This window comes from Agarivorans sp. QJM3NY_33, assembly GCF_050870865.2.
GTDB lineage: Bacteria > Pseudomonadota > Gammaproteobacteria > Enterobacterales > Celerinatantimonadaceae > Agarivorans.
Genome location: NZ_CP194039.2, coordinates 3,127,542 through 3,149,676, shown reverse-complemented (window position 1 = coordinate 3,149,676; position 22,135 = coordinate 3,127,542). Strand labels below are relative to the sequence as shown.

Annotated in this window: 23 protein-coding genes and 3 pseudogenes; 17 read left to right on the top strand and 9 right to left on the bottom strand. The window is 42.1% G+C overall.

Annotated features, from left to right (window positions below; all coding sequences use genetic code 11):
- Positions 1–647 precede the first annotated feature (647 nt).
- The gene (locus tag ACRRSY_RS14140; protein ID WP_432452589.1) at positions 648–1,559 is read left to right on the top strand and encodes a DMT family transporter; all 912 of its coding nucleotides are present in this window, start codon (positions 648–650) and stop codon (positions 1,557–1,559) included.
- 215 nt (positions 1,560–1,774) lie between these two features.
- Here ACRRSY_RS14140 and ACRRSY_RS14135 read toward each other — a convergent pair whose 3' ends face one another.
- On the bottom strand, positions 1,775–2,755 hold the full coding sequence (locus tag ACRRSY_RS14135; RefSeq protein ID WP_432463501.1) for an integron integrase: 981 nt from the start codon (positions 2,753–2,755) through the stop codon (positions 1,775–1,777).
- Between the two features lie 114 nt (positions 2,756–2,869).
- On the opposite strand from ACRRSY_RS14135, the gene ACRRSY_RS14130 reads away from it, so the two are divergent.
- The 7 genes from ACRRSY_RS14130 to ACRRSY_RS14100 all read left to right on the top strand — a co-directional run bounded on the left by ACRRSY_RS14130 (position 2,870) and on the right by ACRRSY_RS14100 (position 9,093).
- A complete protein-coding gene (locus tag ACRRSY_RS14130; protein ID WP_432463495.1) occupies positions 2,870–4,099 on the top strand; it encodes an ISL3 family transposase in 1,230 nt (409 codons plus the stop codon).
- 246 nt (positions 4,100–4,345) lie between these two features.
- Complete coding sequence (locus ACRRSY_RS14125) at positions 4,346–4,816, top strand: GNAT family N-acetyltransferase (protein ID WP_432463500.1); 471 nt, start codon at positions 4,346–4,348, stop codon at positions 4,814–4,816.
- Positions 4,817–4,836: 20 nt separating this feature from the next.
- Positions 4,837–5,193: an Imm8 family immunity protein gene (locus ACRRSY_RS14120; protein WP_432463499.1), complete on the top strand. Its 357-nt coding sequence runs from the start codon at positions 4,837–4,839 to the stop codon at positions 5,191–5,193.
- Between the two features lie 717 nt (positions 5,194–5,910).
- Positions 5,911–6,369, top strand: a complete 459-nt coding sequence (locus ACRRSY_RS14115) for a transposase (protein WP_439033327.1) — start codon at positions 5,911–5,913, stop codon at positions 6,367–6,369.
- 217 nt (positions 6,370–6,586) lie between these two features.
- The gene (locus tag ACRRSY_RS14110) at positions 6,587–7,282 is read left to right on the top strand and encodes an SDR family NAD(P)-dependent oxidoreductase (protein ID WP_432463498.1); all 696 of its coding nucleotides are present in this window, start codon (positions 6,587–6,589) and stop codon (positions 7,280–7,282) included.
- Positions 7,283–8,124: 842 nt separating this feature from the next.
- Positions 8,125–8,373, top strand: a complete 249-nt coding sequence (locus ACRRSY_RS14105) for a hypothetical protein (protein ID WP_432463497.1) — start codon at positions 8,125–8,127, stop codon at positions 8,371–8,373.
- A 426-nt stretch (positions 8,374–8,799) separates the two neighbouring features.
- On the top strand, positions 8,800–9,093 hold the full coding sequence (locus tag ACRRSY_RS14100; protein ID WP_432463496.1) for a putative quinol monooxygenase: 294 nt from the start codon (positions 8,800–8,802) through the stop codon (positions 9,091–9,093).
- Between the two features lie 68 nt (positions 9,094–9,161).
- Here ACRRSY_RS14100 and ltrA read toward each other — a convergent pair.
- Positions 9,162–10,492 (bottom strand): annotated as a pseudogene (gene ltrA, locus ACRRSY_RS14095) (group II intron reverse transcriptase/maturase).
- Positions 10,493–11,248: 756 nt separating this feature from the next.
- On the opposite strand from ltrA, the gene ACRRSY_RS14090 reads away from it, so the two are divergent.
- Positions 11,249–12,478 (top strand): ISL3 family transposase, encoded by a 1,230-nt coding sequence (locus ACRRSY_RS14090; protein WP_432463495.1) that lies wholly within the window; start codon positions 11,249–11,251, stop codon positions 12,476–12,478.
- Positions 12,479–12,544: 66 nt separating this feature from the next.
- The gene (locus ACRRSY_RS14085; protein ID WP_432463494.1) at positions 12,545–12,832 is read left to right on the top strand and encodes a hypothetical protein; all 288 of its coding nucleotides are present in this window, start codon (positions 12,545–12,547) and stop codon (positions 12,830–12,832) included.
- A 76-nt stretch (positions 12,833–12,908) separates the two neighbouring features.
- On the opposite strand, the pseudogene ACRRSY_RS14080 reads toward ACRRSY_RS14085, so the two are convergent.
- Positions 12,909–13,283: pseudogene (locus tag ACRRSY_RS14080) on the bottom strand (group II intron maturase-specific domain-containing protein); the annotation flags it as partial.
- 152 nt (positions 13,284–13,435) lie between these two features.
- Positions 13,436–13,615, bottom strand: coding sequence for a hypothetical protein (locus tag ACRRSY_RS14075; RefSeq protein WP_432463493.1), 180 nt, complete (start codon positions 13,613–13,615; stop codon positions 13,436–13,438).
- A 258-nt stretch (positions 13,616–13,873) separates the two neighbouring features.
- Between ACRRSY_RS14075 and ACRRSY_RS14070 the strand changes: the two genes are divergently transcribed.
- The 4 genes from ACRRSY_RS14070 (at position 13,874) to ACRRSY_RS14055 (ending at position 16,104) form a co-directional block, all read left to right on the top strand.
- Positions 13,874–14,425 (top strand): hypothetical protein, encoded by a 552-nt coding sequence (locus tag ACRRSY_RS14070; protein ID WP_432452591.1) that lies wholly within the window; start codon positions 13,874–13,876, stop codon positions 14,423–14,425.
- A 367-nt stretch (positions 14,426–14,792) separates the two neighbouring features.
- Positions 14,793–15,125: a type II toxin-antitoxin system RelE/ParE family toxin gene (locus ACRRSY_RS14065; protein WP_432463492.1), complete on the top strand. Its 333-nt coding sequence runs from the start codon at positions 14,793–14,795 to the stop codon at positions 15,123–15,125.
- Entirely contained in the window at positions 15,112–15,426 is a 315-nt protein-coding gene (locus tag ACRRSY_RS14060; protein WP_432452593.1) for a helix-turn-helix domain-containing protein, read from the top strand. The genes ACRRSY_RS14065 and ACRRSY_RS14060 overlap by 14 nt, the downstream gene beginning before the upstream one ends.
- 216 nt (positions 15,427–15,642) lie before the next feature.
- Positions 15,643–16,104 carry a DUF2867 domain-containing protein gene (locus tag ACRRSY_RS14055; RefSeq protein WP_432463491.1) on the top strand — a complete coding sequence of 154 codons (462 nt, stop codon included), beginning with the start codon at positions 15,643–15,645 and terminating at the stop codon, positions 16,102–16,104.
- A 265-nt stretch (positions 16,105–16,369) separates the two neighbouring features.
- On the opposite strand, the gene ACRRSY_RS14050 is transcribed toward ACRRSY_RS14055, so the two are convergent.
- Positions 16,370–16,588: a hypothetical protein gene (locus ACRRSY_RS14050; protein ID WP_432463490.1), complete on the bottom strand. Its 219-nt coding sequence runs from the start codon at positions 16,586–16,588 to the stop codon at positions 16,370–16,372.
- A 105-nt stretch (positions 16,589–16,693) separates the two neighbouring features.
- Between ACRRSY_RS14050 and ACRRSY_RS14045 the strand changes: the two genes are divergently transcribed.
- Entirely contained in the window at positions 16,694–17,188 is a 495-nt protein-coding gene (locus ACRRSY_RS14045; protein ID WP_432463489.1) for an AAA family ATPase, read from the top strand.
- A 238-nt stretch (positions 17,189–17,426) separates the two neighbouring features.
- Here the strand turns inward: ACRRSY_RS14045 and ACRRSY_RS14040 are convergent, their stop codons facing one another.
- The 4 genes and pseudogenes from ACRRSY_RS14040 to ACRRSY_RS14025 form a co-directional block, all read right to left on the bottom strand.
- Positions 17,427–17,636, bottom strand: a complete 210-nt coding sequence (locus ACRRSY_RS14040) for a hypothetical protein (protein ID WP_439033326.1) — start codon at positions 17,634–17,636, stop codon at positions 17,427–17,429.
- A gap of 13 nt (positions 17,637–17,649) precedes the next feature.
- A protein-coding gene (locus tag ACRRSY_RS14035) for an IS3 family transposase (RefSeq protein ID WP_432463339.1) occupies positions 17,650–18,734 on the bottom strand; the annotation gives its coding sequence in 2 pieces (ribosomal slippage) (positions 17,650–18,485 and positions 18,485–18,734; 1,086 coding nt in all).
- Positions 18,735–18,907: 173 nt separating this feature from the next.
- Positions 18,908–19,231 (bottom strand): hypothetical protein, encoded by a 324-nt coding sequence (locus ACRRSY_RS14030; RefSeq protein WP_432463487.1) that lies wholly within the window; start codon positions 19,229–19,231, stop codon positions 18,908–18,910.
- A 303-nt stretch (positions 19,232–19,534) separates the two neighbouring features.
- Positions 19,535–19,720 (bottom strand): annotated as a pseudogene (locus tag ACRRSY_RS14025) (hypothetical protein); the annotation flags it as partial.
- 31 nt (positions 19,721–19,751) lie between these two features.
- Here ACRRSY_RS14025 and ACRRSY_RS14020 point away from each other — a divergent pair.
- Both ACRRSY_RS14020 and ACRRSY_RS14015 read left to right on the top strand, forming a co-directional pair.
- Positions 19,752–20,687 (top strand): alpha/beta hydrolase, encoded by a 936-nt coding sequence (locus ACRRSY_RS14020; protein ID WP_432463486.1) that lies wholly within the window; start codon positions 19,752–19,754, stop codon positions 20,685–20,687.
- A 1,057-nt stretch (positions 20,688–21,744) separates the two neighbouring features.
- On the top strand, positions 21,745–22,128 hold the full coding sequence (locus tag ACRRSY_RS14015; protein ID WP_432463485.1) for a VOC family protein: 384 nt from the start codon (positions 21,745–21,747) through the stop codon (positions 22,126–22,128).
- Positions 22,129–22,135: the final 7 nt, after the last annotated feature.

Below are 22,135 nucleotides of genomic sequence, written 5' to 3'. Positions count from 1 at the left end.
CATGGGAGTGAGCAAAATGATTGCGGTGATGAACCGAGCAATTTTGATTCGATGTGCTTTCAATATTCACCTCTTATAGTTATTCAAACACTCAGTTTTGAGTGTGCAGAAATTCGACATCTTTGTTATTTGGCTTGGCGGTAACCTTGATACTGCCAGAAATTCATTCGTAAACAGCATGACACAAGTCACAGCTATTTTATAAGTGTTTGATGCTTAAATGCGAATGATTTGCGAATGCTAAGAGTAAATTAACCAAGGCTTATGGATTTTTGACAATAATTTTAATATTCAATTGCTTGACTCAAATGCAAGCTTGGCTAGCTCGTCACCGAGCCATTGCTGATTTCGTTTCAAGGATGAGGCTGAGTAAGCGCATTGCTTCGAATTATACAGTTGAATTTTTATGCAATAAAAATGTATACTCGCCGACTGGCATTTTCCAAGATGCCTCAAATTTATCTTTGTTAACCTAGTCTCTATCACTCTGAAATAATATTCGGGCAAGAAAAGCTTGAATAGAGACATCACTTTTACTTGTGTATTAGGCATATCAGGTTCCCTTACTATGTGCCACAAATGCGAACGGTATAAGCTAGGCGATTGCCGCATTTTTTTGGTTACTTTCATTTTAGATAGGAGTTGCTATGGAAACATCCACCTTGCGTGCGCATTTGGCATTGTTACTCGCGATGGTGTTGTGGGGCAGTTCTTTTATTGCCTTGAAAGTTGCAGTTAATGAAATGGCACCAATGATCGTGGTGTTTTTGCGAATGAGTATTGGAACGACTGCATTTTTGGTCGTTTGGCCTTGGTTAAGGCAAGACTTTAAGTATCAAGCGGGTGATTGGAAGTTTCTCATGGGGATGGCGTTTTTTGAACCATGTTTGTACTTTTTGTTTGAGTCTCAAGCGCTGATTTATACTAGCGCCGGGCAAGCGGGCATGATTACGGCCATGTTACCGTTAATGGTTGCGGTCACGGCGTTCTTTTTTTTAGGGGAAAGGAATACCCTTAAACAATGGACTGGTTTTATGATCGCCGTTGTTGGTGTGGTATGGATGTCGGTAACTGGCGAAAATAGCCTGCAAGCACCTAATGCGATATTGGGGAATTTCCTTGAATTTTTGGCAATGTGTACTGCCGTTGGTTACACGTTGTTGGTTAAACATCTCACCAAACGTTACTCGGCTTTTTTATTAACTGCACTACAAAGTTTTTGCGGCGCTATATTTTTCTTCCCCTTAGCATTTGTTTCTGAGTGGCCTGAGCAGGTGTCATTGGCATCGGTTGGCACCATTGTGTATTTAGGGCTGGTGGTCACATTAGGTGCGTATGGCTTATATAATTATTCTTTGACTCATGTAAAGGCTTCAACCGCTGCAGGCTACGCCAATCTATTGCCGGCTTTGTCATTGATTTTTTCGATGTTGCTGCTTGGCGAACGTTTGGAAACGACTCAGTGGGTTGCGGTAGGGGTTATTTTCTTTGGTGTTTATTTAAGCCAAGAGCGCAAGCCTAAAATACCTAAAGAAGTGCCGCCAGCAGTGACAGGATGATGACTTCACCCTTGTTATCGACAGTTATTGCGCTGCCGTATATGTGCAGTGATTTTTAATCCGAAGTTTGTTGAGGGGCAGTGGATATCAGTTGTGTCGCTCTTGTCCCGAAGTGGCTTAGGGCGTACTGACTCGTTGGTGTTCCAAAACGTGTTAGGTCTTCTTACGAACGACCCTCTCATGCATAAGCGCCTTGATGCTTTTTCATCGGTCATCTATTTTGCAACTTGAACCAAGCACTCTAAAGGGCTTTTGACGCCCGTGGTATAACGACCGATAACATGCGTGTAAATCTCAATCGTTGTTACATCTTGATGGCCAAGTAGTTCTTGTATAGTTCTTAAATCAGTCCCTTGTTCTAATAAGTGGGTGGCAAAACTGTGCCTAAAGGTATGGCAACTTGCAGGCTTATTTATTCCGGCATTATGCACGGCTTTGGTGACGGCTTTTTGGAGCACACTATGATGAATATGATGGCGTTTGAGCTCACCTGTTCTAGCGTCGATACACAGGCGAGTTGAAGGAAACAAAAACTGCCAAGAAAACGACCGTTGAGAATGTGGATACTTACGGGCTAACGCGTAAGACATCGTCGTTCCAGCATAATGTAGACTCATATCGTGAGCAAAAACACTTTTGCTCAGGAGAATGTTATCGCGAAGCTTTGGGATCAAGTTAGGGGGTAACAAAGTTACGCGATCTTTATTTCCTTTGCCTTGCCGTACGGTGATTGTATTTTGATCAAAATCTAAGTCTTTAATCCGTAATCTCAAGCATTCACTGAGTCTTAGTCCCGAACCGTAAAGCAGTGAAGCCATGATCTGATAATCCGCGGGTAAATTCGCAATCACTTGGCTCACTTCAGCTCGAGTAAAAACTACGGGAATGTTGACTTGTTTTTTCGAGCGTTTCGCCTGAATTCCAATCATTTCGATACGTAGTACTTTGTTATAGAGAAACATGAAGGCATTAAATGCGATGTTTTGAGTCGCCGGAGCGACTTGCCTATCGACCGTTAGGTGAGTTAGAAATCGTTCAATATCAGCAGCTCCGAGCTTTGCTGGGTGCTGCTTGTGATAAAAATACAAAAAACGTTTTATCCAATACCAATAGGTTTGCTCGGTGCGAATACTGTAATGGTGCTGATAAATCGTATTTCTAAATCGCTGCTGGAGCCGCAATGGTGTGTTTGACATGTCGCGCACTTTTTATCTGTATATACATGGCTCTTCACCGAATGTAGTGGAAACACTTTCAACAAACATTAATGAGCGAGATAATAAGTAAACGTTCATGAATACCTCGCGACCATGCAAGACACGACGCTTTATCAATCCATTCTTGGATTAACTCATCCTTGGGCTGTTTCATCTGTTGAACTCAATGAGTCAACCCAAACCATCACCGTACGCGTTGACTATGACCGAGCTTCATTAACGGCTTGCCCCTCTTGCGGTAAGGCTGTTCGTCGACACGATACTCGGCGGCGGGTTTGGCGACATTTAGATACCTGTCAGTTTGAAACACGTATTGAGGCTGAAGTCCCTCGAGCTGATTGCCCAGAGCATGGAGTGCAAACACTTCAAGTGCCTTGGGCGACAAGTAACAGTCGCTACACAGAGCTGTTTGAGGCTCGCGTTATAGAGATGCTTAAAGTCAGTTCCTTATACGCGGTGAGTAAAACCTATCGGCTTAGCTGGGGAGCCATCGACCGTATTATGGCACGAGCCGTTCAACGCGGTCTGACAGCCAGAACCACCATGAACTACCAAGACCTGTTGGTCGATGAAACGGCATTTAAGAAAGGCCATGACTATGTCACGGTATTATCCAATCGTGATGGTCAGGTGATATCGGTTGAAGACGGTCGAACAGGCCTGAGCTTATCAGCTTGCTTTAAGGCATTGCCCCCTGAGTCAACAATGGTTACACGTTCCATATCGATGGACATGAGCAGAGCATATATAAACGCAGCATATGACTACTTCGGTGAGCGGGCTAAGCAAATGATAGCCATAGACCATTTTCATATCGCAAAGGTGCTCACTAAAGCGGTGAATGAAGTGAGAAAAAGCGAACTCATGGCGTTGCCCCAGCATTTAAAAAGAGAGTGCCACCAAACACGGTATGGATGGTTAAAACGAAACAGCCACCTACATGGGACATTGAGAGAAAGAGTGAATGCGCTGGCCAAAATGATGCAAAATACTGGCTTGAGCTGGATATTCAAAGAGCAAGCAAGAGCCATTTGGTATGGCGATGCAGCTAACGCCAAAGCGGCTTGGAATGATTGGTTGGCACTCATAAAGGTCAGTCAAATCAGGCCGATGATGACAGCAGCAGAAACCGTGAAAACGCACTTAAAGGGCATCATCAATGCGATGCGTTATAAGGTATCAAATGGCTTAGCGGAAGCGATAAATGGAAACATTCAGCGCCTAAAAATACGTTCGATGGGTTTTAGAAATAAAGAACGCTTTAAGCGAGCTATTTTATTTCACTTTGGAGGGCTTGATATGACTTTCCACCAAGAACGGTGAAGAGCCATATACATACAGTATTTTTTGTTTCGTTTGCGTCATTTGTCAAAGTAATCAATGATAGAAATGGATCGACGATTGATTGATTCCGAGTAAAAAACTAAGGTAGACAATGGGTTAATATCAAATCATAAATTGATGAGCGAACGTGATGAAGATCATGTTTTTTGTGATAGGACGCGCGCTCATTGAATGGGATAGACCGCACGTGCGGCCTACTTAGCGTTAAGTTTCTGGGAGACATTGATGATTATCAGGAAGATGGAAGAGAAGGACCTTGAAGCTGTAAGTACAATTTGCATGGACTCTTTTTTGCAGTCAGTTGCAGGCACATTGTCTGATGAGGGGATTAAAACCTTTTCAAATATCGCTGCGCGCGATGCATTCCTCGATAGGATGAAAGGCGATAACTTGATGCTGGTTACTGAGAACAACAAAAATATCAAAGGTGTCATCGAGTTAAAGGAAGGACGCCATGTTGCGATGCTTTTTGTTAGCCCCGAATCCCAGAAAAGCGGCATTGGAAGAAAGCTGCTTATATCCGCCCTAAATCATGTGAAGGTTGATACTGTTACCGTCAGCGCGTCACTATCTTCAGTGACCGCTTATGAAAATTATGGTTTTGAGTGCAGTGGCGAAGTGGGAGAATCAGCAGGCTTGGTTTATCAGCCTATGGAGCTCAAACTTAACAAGGCAATGCACGCGACAAGCGCGTGATTACGGCGTTAGGGTTACCTATGAATATCGAGCTACTTGGCATATCAAGTGATCAATTAGAGCCTTCTGATTCTGGTTACCCAGAAGATTTTGAAAACTTCGATATCTTGATTGAATTAGATTTGTGCTTTGAAAATCATCAAGCAGGCAGTGTGTTTTTTGAGTTTTATGTTGCATCACCTAGTGCTTTAAGTTATCGACCAATAAATTGTTTTTCACCCCCGACTTTAATCCTTGAAGAATTTGATTGGAATGTTATAAAAAATCGAATATCAAAGTTACTTGTTCACGCTAATGGTTCAAAATCATGGACTGAGGTAGCAACAAAGTTAAGTGGTCAAATAAGGCCTGTAAGTTTCAGTTGCTTTCCGTGGTAAAGCAACCCTAACACATATGAGCCTCCGGGTAGTCAATAGGCGAGCCTAACTTATTTGACTGCTCTTGCAGTCAAATTAAAATCAATCAACAAATGCATCTACTTCGTTTGTCAGTTAGCTGTTAAATCATCGTTTACAGCAAACACATATAGAGGCTCTCTTAGTGCGATCTTATCGCTGCCTGAGACTATCCGGTCCTTCGGAATGTCAGGGGCACTAGACATTTATCGGTTAACCCTAAAATGGCACTATTCAAGTCACAGAAATAATTATTGAGACACCTACTCTAACTCGTGGGACAAAATCACATAGACAGCCATGACCATCAGCTATTGAAATGTTTAAGTGGCTGCCTTGTTTTCAGTCGGTTAAGTGGATGTCTTGTTTTCAGTCCCTGCTTCTGAGTCAATAATGGTTACACGTTCCATATCGATGGACATGAGCAGAGCGTATATAAACGCAGCATATGACTACTTCGGTGAGCGGGCTAAGCAGATGATAGCCATAGACCATTTTCATATCGCAAAAAAATAATTATTGAGACACCCACTCTAACTCGTGGGACAAAATCACATAGACAGCCATGACCATCAGCTATTGAAATGTTCAAGTGGCTGCCTTGTTTTCAGTCCCTGGTTCTGAGTCAATAATGGTTACACGTTCCATATCGCAAAGGTCCTCACTAAAGCGGTTAATGAAGTGAGAAAAAGCGAACTCATGGCGTTGCCCCAGCATTTAAAAAGAGAGTGCCACCAAACACGGTATGGATGGTTAAAACGAAACAGCCACCTACATGGGACATTGAGAGAAAGAGTGAATACGCTGGCCAAAATGATGCAAAATACTGGCTTGAGCTGGATATTCAAAGAGCAAGCAAGGGCCATTTGGTATGGCCATGCAGGTAAGGCCAAAGCAGCTTGGAATGATTGGTTGGCACTCATAAAGGTCAGTCAAATCAGGCCGATGATGACAGCAGCAGAAACCGTGAAAACGAACTTAAAGGACATCATCAATGCGATGCGTTATAAGGTATCAAATGGCTTAGCGGAAGCGATAAATGGAAACATTCAGCGCCTAAAAATACGTTCGATGGGTTTTAGAAATAAAGAACGCTTTAAACGAGCTATTTTATTTCACTTTGGAGGGCTTGATATGACTTTCCACCAAGAACGGTGAAGAGCCATATTTATACAGTTAATTTGGTTCCCATCTTTCTGCAAATGCATTACCATCTTTCACGCATGGTCAAAATGATGATTGACTGGTATGCTGTTGATAAATTTAAATATTAAAGGATATGTGAATTTCTGTGGTGCGTGATAGGTGGTAACTTCGCATGCGTGAAAGATGGGAATTTGCATATTAATATACTGTTAAATTGCAATGGAGTATTATGAATTCTGTATTAATAACAGGTGCAAATAGAGGGTTAGGTTTAGCATTAGCACAACAATTTTCTGCCTGTGGTTATGAATTGTATTTAGTAGTACGTACTGAATCTTCAAAAATTGATTTACTTAAAGAGTTACCTAACGCAAATGTTTTAATTTGCGACGTGACCACTAATAAATATGAAGTGTTATTAAATGAGTGGTTAAGCGATATATCCTTAGATGTTATTATCAACAATGCTGGTTCGGGTACAAAAGCCCCAACGCTAGAATCTACGAAATCTGAGTTTTTGCGTAAAGAATTTGAAACTAATTGTATAGGTGTCTTAGCGACAGTTAAGGGGGCTTTAGTTGCTTTAAAAAGAAAGCATAATTCCCTTGTAATCAATATCAGTTCTCGTAGAGGCTCATTAACTATGCAGTCTGAATTAGCAGCTAAAGGTTCAGGATGCTCATATTCTTATCGCATAAGTAAAGCCGCACAGAATATGCTTACACTTTGCCTTGCTGATGATCTAGAAGATTTGAATATTCGAGTTGTTGCGATACACCCGGGACGACTATTAACCAAAATGGCTTCAACTGATGCTGACATGACACCAGAATTATCAGCAAAAAAATTACTGGCGATGGTGAAATGCAACAAACTAAAAACACGAGACTATATAAGTTTGGATACAGGTGAGCTACCTTGGTAAGCAATTTAATCGGGTAGCCGGAGGTATCTAACCTCCAGCCCCCACAACACCCTGCATGCGGCTCCGCACAGGGCGTTTCCTGAAAACGGTTAAAATACAACGGCCGATTAGCTCCTTTGCATTCCAATGATGGCTTCTGTTTTTTTGCGCCATGACTCCTCAGTCCGGTCGGATACGGAGACAATGAGCTGCACAGGCTCCTCATTGATTTTCAGGTTCAGGCCTTCACCATGTCCCAACCATTACGATGGGCGTTGGGCTACTATGCCGTCTGCTGACTTCTGCTTAATCACCGTTTGAGTTACCCCAAATAGCGCTATCGTTGTTCATCGTATTTGCTCACTTAAGTTGATGAGACTTAAGTGCCAGGCCTGTTGAACTAGCGGCCAAGCTAGTGAGTTTAACGATCGCCTGTTAAGCAGACCTCCCCAGATAAGAACATGCACTGTCTCTGCACTGCTGCATCATTTACGGTGGCCGTTAGATCACATGGCTTCGTTGTCTTGTGCCAACTCGCCTCCAGCCTACGCCTCATATGATGTTCTTGTTCATCAGCTCGCAGATTTGCGTCCGGCTTCCTTCAGACATTCCCTCGCGGCAATGCCCTTGCCATTCGCTAGTAGTTAGCGTTTAATAATCAGAATGTTATTAAACGGTGACCTTCCTACAGAGGACTTTCACCTCATTAGTTCATGCCCATGCTGAGCGTACACAAGGCACTTAAACGGAACTAAAACAGTGGGTTACGTTTCGCTTCGCTACACATTTTAACCCACTATTTTAGTCCGCTTAGTGCGGCGTTATGTGAATAGTCCACATCAAATCTCGGAGAATTAAATTAGATGAATAAAACGGAAGTTTATGATTTTATTGGCGAGCTAGCTATAGCTTTATATTCTAAAAAAATTCAAATATCTTTATCTTCACTCAATGAAATCCTAAAAGATAAAGGCAGTGATTACGGTAACAATCGTGGTTTAGGCGCTGGTGTATCCGCTGCTTGGAGACATTGGAAAGAAAAGGATCCTGTTATATACCATGCAATTGCTCATACTTTCACTGATAAACACGGGGAATTACCTTGGCTTTAAATTCACATAACAAGAAATTAAACAAGGACAAAAAACAGTTGGCTTTTTGTTCACTCCGTTCACCTATTTTAGCCAACTACTTTTTGCCTGTTAATTAGGCGTTAGATCCTCGCTCGGATATGTACGGTTTTAAATGTCAGGTCTGTTGCTGCATTGATTGTCATTTCAAAATACAATTTAGAGGCTTCACTTTGTGCTAAAAAGGTTAGCTAAATTTACCGTGATAACTAAATTAAAGAATCGAAGCGTTTTATTTACAATGGGGCAATAGATTGCTAAGTTACTGTTATTAAATAAATTGGTTGGTGATTTCAAGTTTAAAACAATATGAATAAAGGCTAAGTGTGTAAGCAGCAGGCCAATATCAATAATTATCTAAAAAGTTGTTAGATCTCTAGCATCGTTAATTTGTAATTAAGGAAAAACATGACAAACAGAAATACATTTATATTTGCAAAAATCACACCGAAGAAAGAATTCTTTGAGTCAGCAAAATCAGAACTTTTGAGTATGCTAGAAGCAACGCGTAGTGAGGAGGGTTGCATAAGATTTGAACTTCATGAATCAGAGTGCGCTAATTACATTTATTTGTACGAAGAGTGGTTGAATAAAGTAGCTTTAGAAAATCATCATAATCAAGAGCATACTAAGGCAGTTGCTGCCAAATTTGAACATTGGTTAGATTCACCTACAGAAGTTTCATTCATGAAAAAGATCTAATCGGGTAGCCGGAGGTATCTAGCCTCCAGCCCCCACAACACCCTGCATGCGGCTCCGCACAGGGCGTTTCACTTAGAATGGTGAAGCTTAATCCATCCATCTCGAAGCGCAAATAGACCTTGGGATGCTAGGTAAGCATTTGATAATGCCTGCTGGATCCCCGGTGTTTTTGAACTTCTCCATGGGCCTTTACTGGTTATGCCACAGGCTACCGCGGCTTGAACATGTACTCCTCTACGCATCAGATTTCTTACTTTGGTTCTCGGTTTTCGCCACTGTCGCCAGTAGGCCATTCGCACTCTGCGCCTTATCCAGTGATCTAGATCTACGCACAGTTGATAGCAATTCGCGATCCCAAAGTAGTTTATCCATCCTCGCAAGTATTGGCTTACTTTAAATAGCTGATAGCCCATCGACACGCCCCAGTTACGGTTTGTTAGACGCCTAATTTGTTGTTTAAAACGGTGTAACGTTTTGGCGTGAATTTGCAGCCGTCCCGCTTTAAAGGTAAACCCTAAGAACTTACTCTTCGCCGTTTTAACCACCTGACTTTTGGCTGTATTAACCACAAGTTTTAAGCGCCGTTGCAAGAAGCTACTAATGCTCGTAAGCACTCGTTCACCCGCACGCTGACTTCTCAGCAAAATGGTAAAATCATCGGCGTAACGAGCAAACTTGTGCCCTCGCTTTTCCAGCTCTTTGTCCAATGGATCGAGCATGATATTGGCCAGCAAGGGCGATAATGGTCCCCCTTGCGGTACACCTTCTCGACTTTCCTGATAGCACTGGTTATGGATAAAACCCGCTCTCAGGTATTTTCCAATCAGTGTAAGTAGCGCTTATCTTGCATTCGGTGACCCAGTTTACTCATCAATAAGTCATGATTAACTCGGTCAAAGAATTTAGATAAATCCACATCTACCGCAAAACGTCGGCCTTGCTTGATGATGCCTTGAACTTGCTTCACCGCTTGCTGCCCATTCTTGTTTGGCCTAAATCCAAAGCTATTAGCTGAGAAACTAGGGTCAAAAATGGGCGTAAGCACTTGAGCTATGGCCTGTTGAATAACACGGTCTAGCACCGTTGGGATCCCCAGTTGGCGTTTACCGCCATCGGGTTTGTCAATCTCCACACGGCGAACCGGTTTAGGCTGATACTGGCCATTACGCAGCGCAGCAGCAACCTGCTTCCAGTGTAGTTTTGCCCAAGAAGGAAATGCATCAATGGACATGTTATCCACTCCAGCAGCCCCTTTATTGGCTCGAACACCTTGCCACGCGAGCTGAATATTCTGCCGCGTTAGCATATGTTCGAATAGATGTTGGCTAAAGGTTGGCTGCGAGTTATTACGCTGAATCGCATCTACGCCGGACGGCGAATGGGTGTTCAAGTTTAACAAGGCTCCTCCTTTATTCTAAGTGTTCAGGCCTTCACCGTGTCCCAACCATTACGATGGGCGTTGGGCTACTATGCCGTCTGCTGACTTCTGCTTAATCACCGTTTGAGTTACCCCAAATAGCGCTATCGTTGTTCATCGTATTTGCTCACTTAAGTTGATGAGATTTAAGTGCCAGGCCTGTTGAACTAGCGGCCAAGCTAGTGAGTTATACGATCGCTTGTTAAGCAGATCTCCCCACTCTTTGTTTATAAGAAGTAGAACATGCACTTTCTCTTTCTCTGCACTGCTGCATCATTTACGGTGGCCGTTAGATCACATGGCTTCGTTGTCTTGTGCCAACTCGCCTCCAGCCTACGCCTCATATGATGTTTTTGTTCATCAGCTCGCAGATTTGCGTCCGGCTTCCTTCAGACATTCCCTCACGGTAACGCCCTTGCCATTCGCTAGTAGTTAGCGTTTAATAATCAAAGTGTTATTAAACGGTGACCTTCCTACAGAGGACTTTCACCTCATTAGTTCATGCCCATGCTGAGCGTACACAAGGGCTTTAAACGGAACTAAAACAGTTGGCTCAGTTTCGCTTCGCTCCACATTTTAGCCAACTATTTTAGTCCGCTTAAGCTGGCGTTATGTGTCTTTGGCTGTAGTAGTTCACTAGATAGATCTTTATGGCTCTTCACCGAATGTAGTGGAAACACTTTCAACAAACATTAATGAGCGAGATAATAAGTAAACGTTCATGAATACCTCGCGACCATGCAAGACACGACGCTTTATCAATCCATTCTTGGATTAACTCATCCTTGGGCTGTTTCATCTGTTGAACTCAATGAGTCAACCCAAACCATCACCGTACGCGTTGACTATGACCGAGCTTCATTAACGGCTTGCCCCTCTTGCGGTAAGGCTGTTCGTCGACACGATACTCGGCGGCGGGTTTGGCGACATTTAGATACCTGTCAGTTTGAAACACGTATTGAGGCTGAAGTCCCTCGAGCTGATTGCCCAGAGCATGGAGTGCAAACACTTCAAGTGCCTTGGGCGACAAGTAACAGTCGCTACACAGAGCTGTTTGAGGCTCGCGTTATAGAGATGCTTAAAGTCAGTTCCTTATACGCGGTGAGTAAAACCTATCGGCTTAGCTGGGGAGCCATCGACCGTATTATGGCACGAGCCGTTCAACGCGGTCTGACAGCCAGAACCACCATGAACTACCAAGACCTGTTGGTCGATGAAACGGCATTTAAGAAAGGCCATGACTATGTCACGGTATTATCCAATCGTGATGGTCAGGTGATATCGGTTGAAGACGGTCGAACAGGCCTGAGCTTATCAGCTTGCTTTAAGGCATTGCCCCCTGAGTCAACAATGGTTACACGTTCCATATCGATGGACATGAGCAGAGCATATATAAACGCAGCATATGACTACTTCGGTGAGCGGGCTAAGCAAATGATAGCCATAGACCATTTTCATATCGCAAAGGTGCTCACTAAAGCGGTGAATGAAGTGAGAAAAAGCGAACTCATGGCGTTGCCCCAGCATTTAAAAAGAGAGTGCCACCAAACACGGTATGGATGGTTAAAACGAAACAGCCACCTACATGGGACATTGAGAGAAAGAGTGAATGCGCTGGCCAAAATGATGCAAAATACTGGCTTGAGCTGGATATTCAAAGAGCAAGCAAGAGCCATTTGGTATGGCGATGCAGCTAACGCCAAAGCGGCTTGGAATGATTGGTTGGCACTCATAAAGGTCAGTCAAATCAGGCCGATGATGACAGCAGCAGAAACCGTGAAAACGCACTTAAAGGGCATCATCAATGCGATGCGTTATAAGGTATCAAATGGCTTAGCGGAAGCGATAAATGGAAACATTCAGCGCCTAAAAATACGTTCGATGGGTTTTAGAAATAAAGAACGCTTTAAGCGAGCTATTTTATTTCACTTTGGAGGGCTTGATATGACTTTCCACCAAGAACGGTGAAGAGCCATCTTTATACAGTTAGCCCTCAATTAATTATTTAGATAAAGATAAAATAGGCTTTTTATTATGCTGGTTAAAATTGAAATATCTGGTTTAATTGTTGGTGTTTTGAGTTGTTTGTGGATGTGGTTTCTTATAATCAACTATCAAAACTTACCTCCTACATTGTTTGAGTTTTTTAAAGGAGGCAATAGTGGTGGGGTAATAATTGGAGCTTCTCTGGTGTTTGGTTTTGCTTCTATCATACTCTTCGCTACTAATTTAATTATTGGTAATCGTTATAAATGGCCAATACGTGTGACGTTGGTGTTTATTTTTATATTAAATTTAGCGTTCTTAGGCTCGTTTATTTAAACAAATAATCGGGTAGCCGGAGGAATCTAACCTCCAGCCCCCACAACACCCTGCATGCGGCTCCGCACAGGGCGTTTCACTTGGAATGGTGAAGCTTAATCCATCCATCTCGAAGCGCAAATAGACCTTGGGATGCTAGGTAAGCATTTGATAATGCCTGCTGGATCCCCGGTGTTTTTGAACTTCTCCATGGGCCTTTACTGGTTATGCCACAGGCTACCGCGGCTTGAACATGTACTCCTCTACGCATCAGATTTCTTACTTTGGTTCTCGGTTTTCGCCACTGTCGCCAGTAGGCCATTCGCACTCTGCGCCTTATCCAGTGATCTAGATCTACGCACAGTTGATAGCAATTCGCGATCCCAAAGTAGTTTATCCATCCTCGCAAGTATTGGCTTACTTTAAATAGCTGATAGCCCATCGACACGCCCCAGTTACGGTTTGTTAGACGCAAATTATTGACAAATTATTGAGGCACCCACTCTAACTCGTGGGACAAAATCACATAGACAGCCATGACCATCAGCTATTGAAATGTTCAAGTAGCTGTCTTGTTTTCAGTCGGTTAAGTGGATGTCTTGTTTTTAGTCCCTGCTTCATAAACTACACAAAGATGAGTAGCCAAGATTTTGTATTTTTGATAGATTTATCGATAGAGCGAGTATTGGTGGGGATGGTGGCATGGAATACAGGCTCATCTCTTGAATTATCAACACAATAAGCGACATCTGTGGTTTCTTTGTGAATGTCTAGTCCAATGAAAAACGAGCTGGATTTAGACATGTCGATCTCCTGTTCTGTTATGACTTGCATTTAACAGTGTGGCTCTAGTTTGACGACCCCACAATAAACGCAGGAAGTCGACACTTTCACCAGGGGATCATGATGTCTAGTTTTTGGTGCTAAAGGTGGCAATTTGGCGTGAAGTCTGTGCTATTTACCCTTTAAAGCAGGGTTAGTATTCGAAAAATATACGTCGTATATCGTAGGAGAGATATGCGACCTTAAGTTTTATATCAAAAAATATGCACGGAGGCATAAATGGCTAGTGTAATTTCAATCAGTAAACTGCCCTACAACTTACCATCGAGTGAGCGAGAGCAATTAAGAACCCTTGCAAAAATTATCGGTTTCCGACCGGAGTTACTTGTCGGAGGAGGAAAGAATGAAACCGATGCAATTTGCTCTATGATTTTGTATAGGCATCTAAGTCAAAAACAGCGAATCGATGCAATGAAAATTATTCGGAGTGTATCGAATCGAGCATTGATGGGGAAACTTATCACTGGGGCATTGGATGCGACATTTTTGAATTCACAGTATGGAGTGTGGTCCATGACGAATAAAGAGCTACAGAATGACAAGAGCTTTCATGAGTTTTTAGATACATTCGTTAGTTATGTTGGGATTGGTGCATCCAGTTTGGGTATTAAAGATCTATATGAGAAGTCCCTTGCAAAAGGAAAGTTTGGTCGTAGTGGCTTAGCTATGTTAGTGATTTGGGGTGCTGTTGCTTTTAACAAGTCAGAGCTTAAAAAAGTGAATAGAGAACTTGCGAATCGTAGTGTGCTATTAACTTCGGAGTTACACTAATGATTTATAATGTTCTTTCATATGTAGCTGTCACTGTTTTTGCGATTTGGCTTTGGAATGATTCTTCCGCTGAACACAAAGATAATCTATTCTATGTTGCAATAATATTCTCTCAAATTGGTTTTTTCCTTTACTCAAGAAGGTTAGACAAGCTAAAAGACAGGATATCTGAACTGGAAAATAACAAGTTGTAACTAACAGATAAGAATAGGTGTCACGCAGCCGACACCTTAATTCGCAGTCAGTCAAACAAGACACCCATCCCAACTAACGAAACGCCTTTATAGCCTAAACTATCAATAGTGATTTATTTGGGGAGTTATACGTAGAGTTTGCCTTCTCTACGCTAGTTGCGTACACTTTCTGTATGAAAAGCGTATTTGTCGAATCAACCATCTTTGAAAAGTACCGAAATGAATACCTCAGTGATGAAGAGTTCAGACTCTTTCAAGCTGAGTTAATGTCCAACCCTAAGCAGGGGGATGCGATTCAAGGTACAGTTGGTTTGCGAAAGATTCGAGTTGCAAGTAAAGGCAAAGGTAAGCGTGGAGGCTCACGTGTGATCTATTACTTCCTCGATGATAAGCGGCGTTTCTACTTGCTAACTATCTATGGCAAAAATGAAATGTCAGACTTGACCGCAGAACAAAAGAAACAGTTAAAGTCTTTTATGGAGGCGTGGCGCAATGAGCAATCGTGACCTATTTGCAGAATTAAGTTCCGCTCTTGTTGAAGCGAAAGAGCACTCAGAGGGCAAGCTTACCCTTAAAACCCATCAAGTTAACGATATTAGCGATTTAAATATCTCACCTGATGAAATTGTGAGTATTCGTGAGCAGTTTAATATGTCACGTGGTGTTTTCGCTCGTTTGCTGCATACATCATCTCGAACATTGGAAAACTGGGAGCAAGGACGTAGTGCTCCAAACGGACAAGCTGTCACCCTTCTAAAGCTGGTTCAGAGTCACCCAGAAACTTTGTCACATATCGCTGAGCTATAACAAACAGCAGCATTCGACCCGATTCCTTAGCAGTTTTGGTATCAATCGGCGGCGGTGTTTTCGGTGGTTAAATTGGCACCTGCGCAATTGGGCGCATGTGGTTTATTCGCTTTAAAGGCAACCAAAACCACTCTCAGTTTTTTGAGTTAGTAAAAAAGTAAAGTATAACTATTCCCCCCTCTATTGGGACGTTTTACATTAAAATTAAGAATGGACATGATGAATAAAGTTATTGCAACTGAACTTCCATTGAGCAGTCTTCTGAGTAAACGAATTAGAGCTACGGATTTTATAGACTGTTTTTCCGTAAAGTCTGATTTGACGCCTCGTCATGCGGCGGAAATCATCGCGGATTTTCCTGTTTGGGCTCGCTTTCTAGTTAGTATTAGAAATTTGGTAACTTCTCCCTTTGGTCTTTCAAGCGATGGTCCCGAAGCAAAAGATAAAGTAGGGTTCTTTCCTGTTGAAGTTGAAAATAATCAAGAATTGATTGCTGGTTTTAACGATAAACATTTAAATTTTAGAGTGTCCGTAATATCTCAAAATGGAAGGGTGTTTTTATCTACATGGGTGCGTACAAATAATATAGGCGGTAAAATTTACCTTAAGACCATTCTTCCATTTCATATTTTGATTGCTCGTAATGCTTTAGTTCGTGTTCGTTTGGCCAGTGGTTAAAGGTAAAATACAACAAATAAGAATAGGTATTGCGCAGCCGACACCTTATTCGGGTGTTGAACAAGCCCGATGCTCCTTTCTATAGTAAAACGGTGTTGGTGTCGGCGGGGCCAAGAGCGTCAAACAAGAGAGCGTCAAACAAGACACCCATCCCAACCAAATTATTGAGACACCCACTCTAACTCGTGTGGCATTATTGAGACACCCACTCTAACTCGTGGGACAAAATCACATAAGCAGCCATGCCTATCAGCAATTGAAATGTTTAAATGGATGTCTTGTTTTCAGTCCCTGCTTTATAAACTATACAAAGATGAGTAGCCAAGTCTTTGTATTTTTTGATAAGTTTGTTGAAAGAGCGAATATTGGTGGGGATGGTGCCATGGTAAATAGGCTCATCTCTCGAGTTATCAACACAATAAGCGACATCTGTGGTTTCTTTGTGAACGTCTAGTCCAATGAAAAACGTGCTAGATTTAGACATGTCGATCTCCTGTTCTGTTATGACGGTAATCCCCACGACAAACGCAGGAGGTCGACACTTTCACCAGGGAATCATTATGTCTATGCATTAAAATAGAGAGAAACTATGAACAAAGGATCTTTGACTTTTTTCTGTGGAAAAATGGGTTCAGGAAAGTCTACAAGAGCTGCTGAAATCGCACAGGAAAGTAACGCAGTATTGCTTTCAGAAGATGAATGGCTTGCGTCGCTTTATCCAAATAGAATTTCATCGCTAAATGATTATATTGAATATTCAAATCTACTTAAGCCGCAGATTAAAAAACTTGTTCAATCCATATTGTCTACGGGAACTAATGTGGTTATGGATTTTCCGGCAAACACTCTTTCGCAAAGAAATTGGTTTCGGAGTATTTTCTCCGAGATCGAAGCGCCACATAATTTGATATACATCGACTTGCCAAATGAAGTCTGCCTAAAACAGATTGGAAAAAGACGCAAAGAGCAGCCAGAAAGAGCAGCAACTGATACACCAGATATGTTTGAGCAGGTTACAAAATATTTTGTGGCACCAACATCAGAGGAAGGTTTCAATACTACAAAAGTGACACAAAATGCATAACAAGGCGCTGCTACGGAAAATGCACTCACTGGGAAGAGCAAGGACATCCATGATAAAAACTACAGGACAGTAACAGTATTAGTGAAGTGAACACCACTGCAATCATTTAGTTCTCAGGCGTTAATCATGCTGATTGGTGGCTGAATTCACCATTAATCACTCATCTTGATGATTTCTGGGCCAATACACGCCTCAGCAAAGCTGATGGTTCAGACATAGTTCGAAAGCAAGCTCGCGCTTAAGCGCGATTTAACAAACGTTTGCTGCAACTTAAACCGGCCGTTCGTTTATGCCCCATATGCTGATGGTATTGCCTAAGCAAGCTTTCTTGACCGACTGCGCCAGAAAAGTGCCGTTCAAACTCACCGCTTAAAGTCAGCCACTGCGCTTCGTTTATCCCTAAACGTTGGATGATGGAACTTGGTAATCCTCCCATTATTAACCGCATTTATTCGTAGAATTCATGCTGCCGTTTTTAGTGGTGGGAACCCTCCATTTGCAAGGTGTGGTCGTTGATGATTGTAGAACCATAACCATTGGGTCGCCCGCTCTTGAACCTCTTCAAGTGTGTCAAACAAATACTTACTCACTAAGCCAAACCTCATAGTACGGTTGAACCTTTCTATATACGCGTTTTGTTGTGGGTTCCCTGGCTGAATATAATCGATTCGAATGTCGTGGTTGTTGGCCCATTTAATAAACGCATGGCTAATGAACTCAGGACCATTGTCGCAGCGGATCGCAACAGGTTTGGTTCGTTGTTCGATGAGCTGCTCTAAGATCCGAGTGACTCGTACTGTGGGCATTGAAAAATCAGGTTCTGACGCCAGACCTTCACGTTTGTAATCATCTATCACATTGAATAAACGGTACTTCCGGCCATCAGATAGCTGATCATGCATAAAGTCCACGGACCAAACTTGGTTTGTTTTAATCGGCTCTTTAAGAGGCTCTGGCGTATGGCGATTCAGGCGTCGTTTTGGCCTAATACGTAAGTTTAGAGCCAATTCGCAGTAGATCCGATAAACCCGCTTATGGTTCCATGTATACCCTTTAACGTTCCGCAAATGGTGAAAACACAGGCCAAAGCCCCAGTCAGAGCAGTCTTCACTGTTGCACAGCGTTACTAACTCTTGAGCTATCAACTCATTCTCAGGTTGAAGCTTCGATTTATAGCGATAGCAGGTCTCGCTGATCCCAAACCAATAGCATGCACTTTTAATGCTGATGTGATAGTTCGCCACCGAACGCTGAGCCATCAATCGACGCTCACAGGGCTTCACCACTTTTTTGCCATCGCCTCTGAGATCACCTCTGCTTTAAGGCGTTCTTCCGCATACATCTTTTTAAGCCGTCGATTTTCATCTTCGAGTTCTTTCATCCGCGCCATAAGGGATGCGTCCATACCACCGTATTTCGAACGCCACTTGTAAAAGGTTGCGTTGCTCATTCCATGCTCACGACAGAGCTCAGGAACAGGTGAACCAGCCTCAGCCTGCTTGAGAATAGATAAGATCTGACTGTCCGTGTAACGTGACTTTTTCATGTTGAATCTCCTGTATTTACTATACGAGAAAATTCTACTTTTGCATGGGATTAATTTTCGGGGGGATTACCACTTTCGCCACTGTCGATGTCACCGATAAGCTCACTTGCGAGCGTCTTGACTGAGGCATAATGATAATTCCCCAAATAAATCACTATTGATAGTTTAGGCTATTACAAGCGTTTCGTTATTTGGGGTGGGTGTCTACTATGACGGTCAATATCATGAATGGTTAAGTGTAAGGCCTCGCTCAAGCGCAGTCCCATTGAATACAATACTAAGAAGAATACTTGATAGCGGGCTTGCTGGGTCATGCTTATCACTAAGCCGACTTGTGCGGGGCTTAAGATATCGAGCGAGCGGTCAAAGTGAGCAGAAATCCGACGTACCGCACGCGAATACGCATCAATGGTGGCTGGTCGTTTCCCTTGTAAGGTTAAATTGGTAAGGTGTTGTTTATGTAAAACATGATAACGATGTTGTTGGGTAGGGTTCATGCTGCATACTCCGATTCATCACGACCGATTGGCCGCGTAACATTGAATATGAGATATCTGATGTGATGCACTCTGCCGCAGAGCGGCTTCGTTCAACAAGGTACTTAAACGGAATTAAAACAGTTGGCTCAGTTTCGCTTCGATCCACATTTTAGCCAACTATTTTAGTCCGCTTAAACTGGCGATAAATTAAAATCAGAGTAATGAGTTAAAAATTGAAAAAATTTGGGTTTTTGGTTCTTAATGTTGGCGGATTTCTTTAAAGAAAAGGACATAAAGTATCCTGTAATTGTAGGTTAAACTTTACCAAGGCGCTGTAGGCTCCCCTCGTAAATCTTTGAGTCCCGCAGAGTGACTCAACCAGCGAAACTCGTTAATTGCCCAGCGTATTCGCGGCTCTGTTATCACATATTCAGATCTTCGTCGTACTTCTTTTCCTCATCTTACAACAGATAAAACCGCCCGTTTACGGATGGAATTCGCCTGATAAAACTATGGGTTTTTAAATATAAGGAGCATTATGAAATTATTTTTTATTACATTACTTTGGCTATTCACTAGTTTTAATTCATTCGCAACTGCAATAGAAAAAATTGTGAGCATTGAAACAGGTATGGGTAAGTTAGAGGGGACTCTACTGACAAACGATTTTAAAGATTCTAAAACAGTAGTATTAATTATTGCAGGTTCAGGACCAACCAATAGAGATGGCAATAACCCAACAATGATAAATAACTCTTTAAAAATGTTGGCTGTTCAACTTGCGAAAATAGGGATTTCATCGTTAAGGTATGACAAAAGAGGTGTTGGTGAAAGTAAAAGTTCAGGGTTAAAGGAAAATGAATTACGTTTTGAAAACTATATTCATGATGCTAATAGCTGGGTTGAATACCTGAATAATTTAAGAAACTTTAAAAAAGTAGTTGTTATTGGTCATAGCGAGGGATCTTTAATCGGTATGGTTGCTTCACAGAAAAATAATGTAGATAAATTTATATCTATAGCAGGTGCAGGACAACCAATAGATCAAATAATACGAGAACAGTTAAAATCTCAATCGCCTGTTGTTATAGAGCAATCAACATCTATCTTAGATAAACTATCGCAAGGTGAAACAGTTGAAAATGTTCCTGTATTTTTAAACTCTTTGTTTCGTCAACGCTTGCAGCCTTATATGATTTCTTGGCTTAAATACGATCCACAAAAAGAAATTGCTAAACTTAATAAACCTGTATTAATTGTTCAAGGCTCTACAGATATTCAAGTTAGCTTAATGGATGCTGATAAACTTGCAGCAGCAAATAAAAATGCAGATAAAGTTGTAATTCAAAAAATGAATCACATTTTCAAAGAGGCTACTCTTGATAGGCAATCCAATTTTCAAACATACAATCAACCTGAATTACCTATAAAACCAGAGTTAGTTAAAGTGATTGGTGACTTTGTACTTAACTAATTAAAAAATCACCATACAATAAGAATAGGTGTCGCACAGCCGACACCTATTCGGGTGCTGGCGGATCTCCTCATAATTCTGTCATCCTACAGAAGTGCGTTAACCGTTGATATTCTATGATTGCCCATCAATATTGTTGCTCTCGAATGTGGTAGCGCCGATGCTTCCGCACTTCCCGTTCCTGCCTTTGGGGTGGCCCTTGTATAAGTAAGCAGAACACTTAAGTGGGGAGGGCTTTGCCAACTCACATTCGCCAATAAAGTGTGGTTTGTTGGTAGCTTCAGAATAAAAAGTTTTGTTCCAACACCAGGGTTGGTTGGGAAGTTTGATAGAGACTTCGCCCCGGACTCGGCCGAGCCAAAACCAGCCTTTACTTTCTACTTGTCGAAACCAGGTATTTCGAAAGCCAGCATCGGAAACAATGATCGGAACACACCCATCGGGGAGTATGGTTTGCAGTTTGTTCAAGAAGAGTTGGTGACTGTTGGGTGAGTTGTACTGTTTATATTCGAAGGCTTGCTGTATACCGTCACCGCTCGTCCCTTAACAGCAATCGACGCACGTAAAGTCATGTAACGTAGTAGCTCTCGTACATCAGTCCAATCGACTAGCATACAGGCATGGGATTAGCTCCGCAAATCTGCCGAGCATGCCATTTATAGATAGCGTCTTTTTCTAGATGAAGGGCGTGGTTCCCGAGGAGTCCGTTGATGCGCTTAATTGAATGTTTTACGGTAGTATTTGTTTCAAGTGAACGACCAATTGTGGTCAGGGTCAATTCAGCGCCGTCGAGAACGGATTCGGTAGCAAGTATCAGATAATTAAGTTGTTTTTGTGAATATTTGGACACTGGTTAGCCAGTGTTTGCTGTAGAATTTGGATATCGCACATCGCTAAGAATCTCTTTCTTATCTATCTGTGAAGGTGTGTTTTTGGCGAAATTCATTAGTTCAGATAGGGCGATGTGCGTCTATTTATTGTTTTGAAAGGAAATTATGAGTGGATTCACTAGATGCGGGCGTTATGCTATGAAATCGAACAACAGGAATATATATAAATGCAGATTTACAAAATTCTCACAAGAATATTTGTTGGCTCAGCAGAGTTAGAACATTCTATTCATTTCTATGAAAAACTCTTCGGGAAAAAATGTGAACTGAAGTTCAACTATTCGGAAAAAGATCTTGAATTAGCAATGGTTGGTTCAATTTTGTTGATTTCAGGATCTGCAGACCGCCTGAAACCATTTATAGAAACGAAGGTTACGTTCTTGGTGGATTCAATAGATGAGTTTTTGGAATTTCTTACAGCATATGATTCAACCATTTTGGAATACCCAAAATCGGTTCCAACAGGGAAGAACATGCGAGTGAAGCATCCAGACGGTTTGATTGCAGAATATGTTGAATACAAAAAAGAGGGAAAAGCATCACAAGGCTAATTCAGCC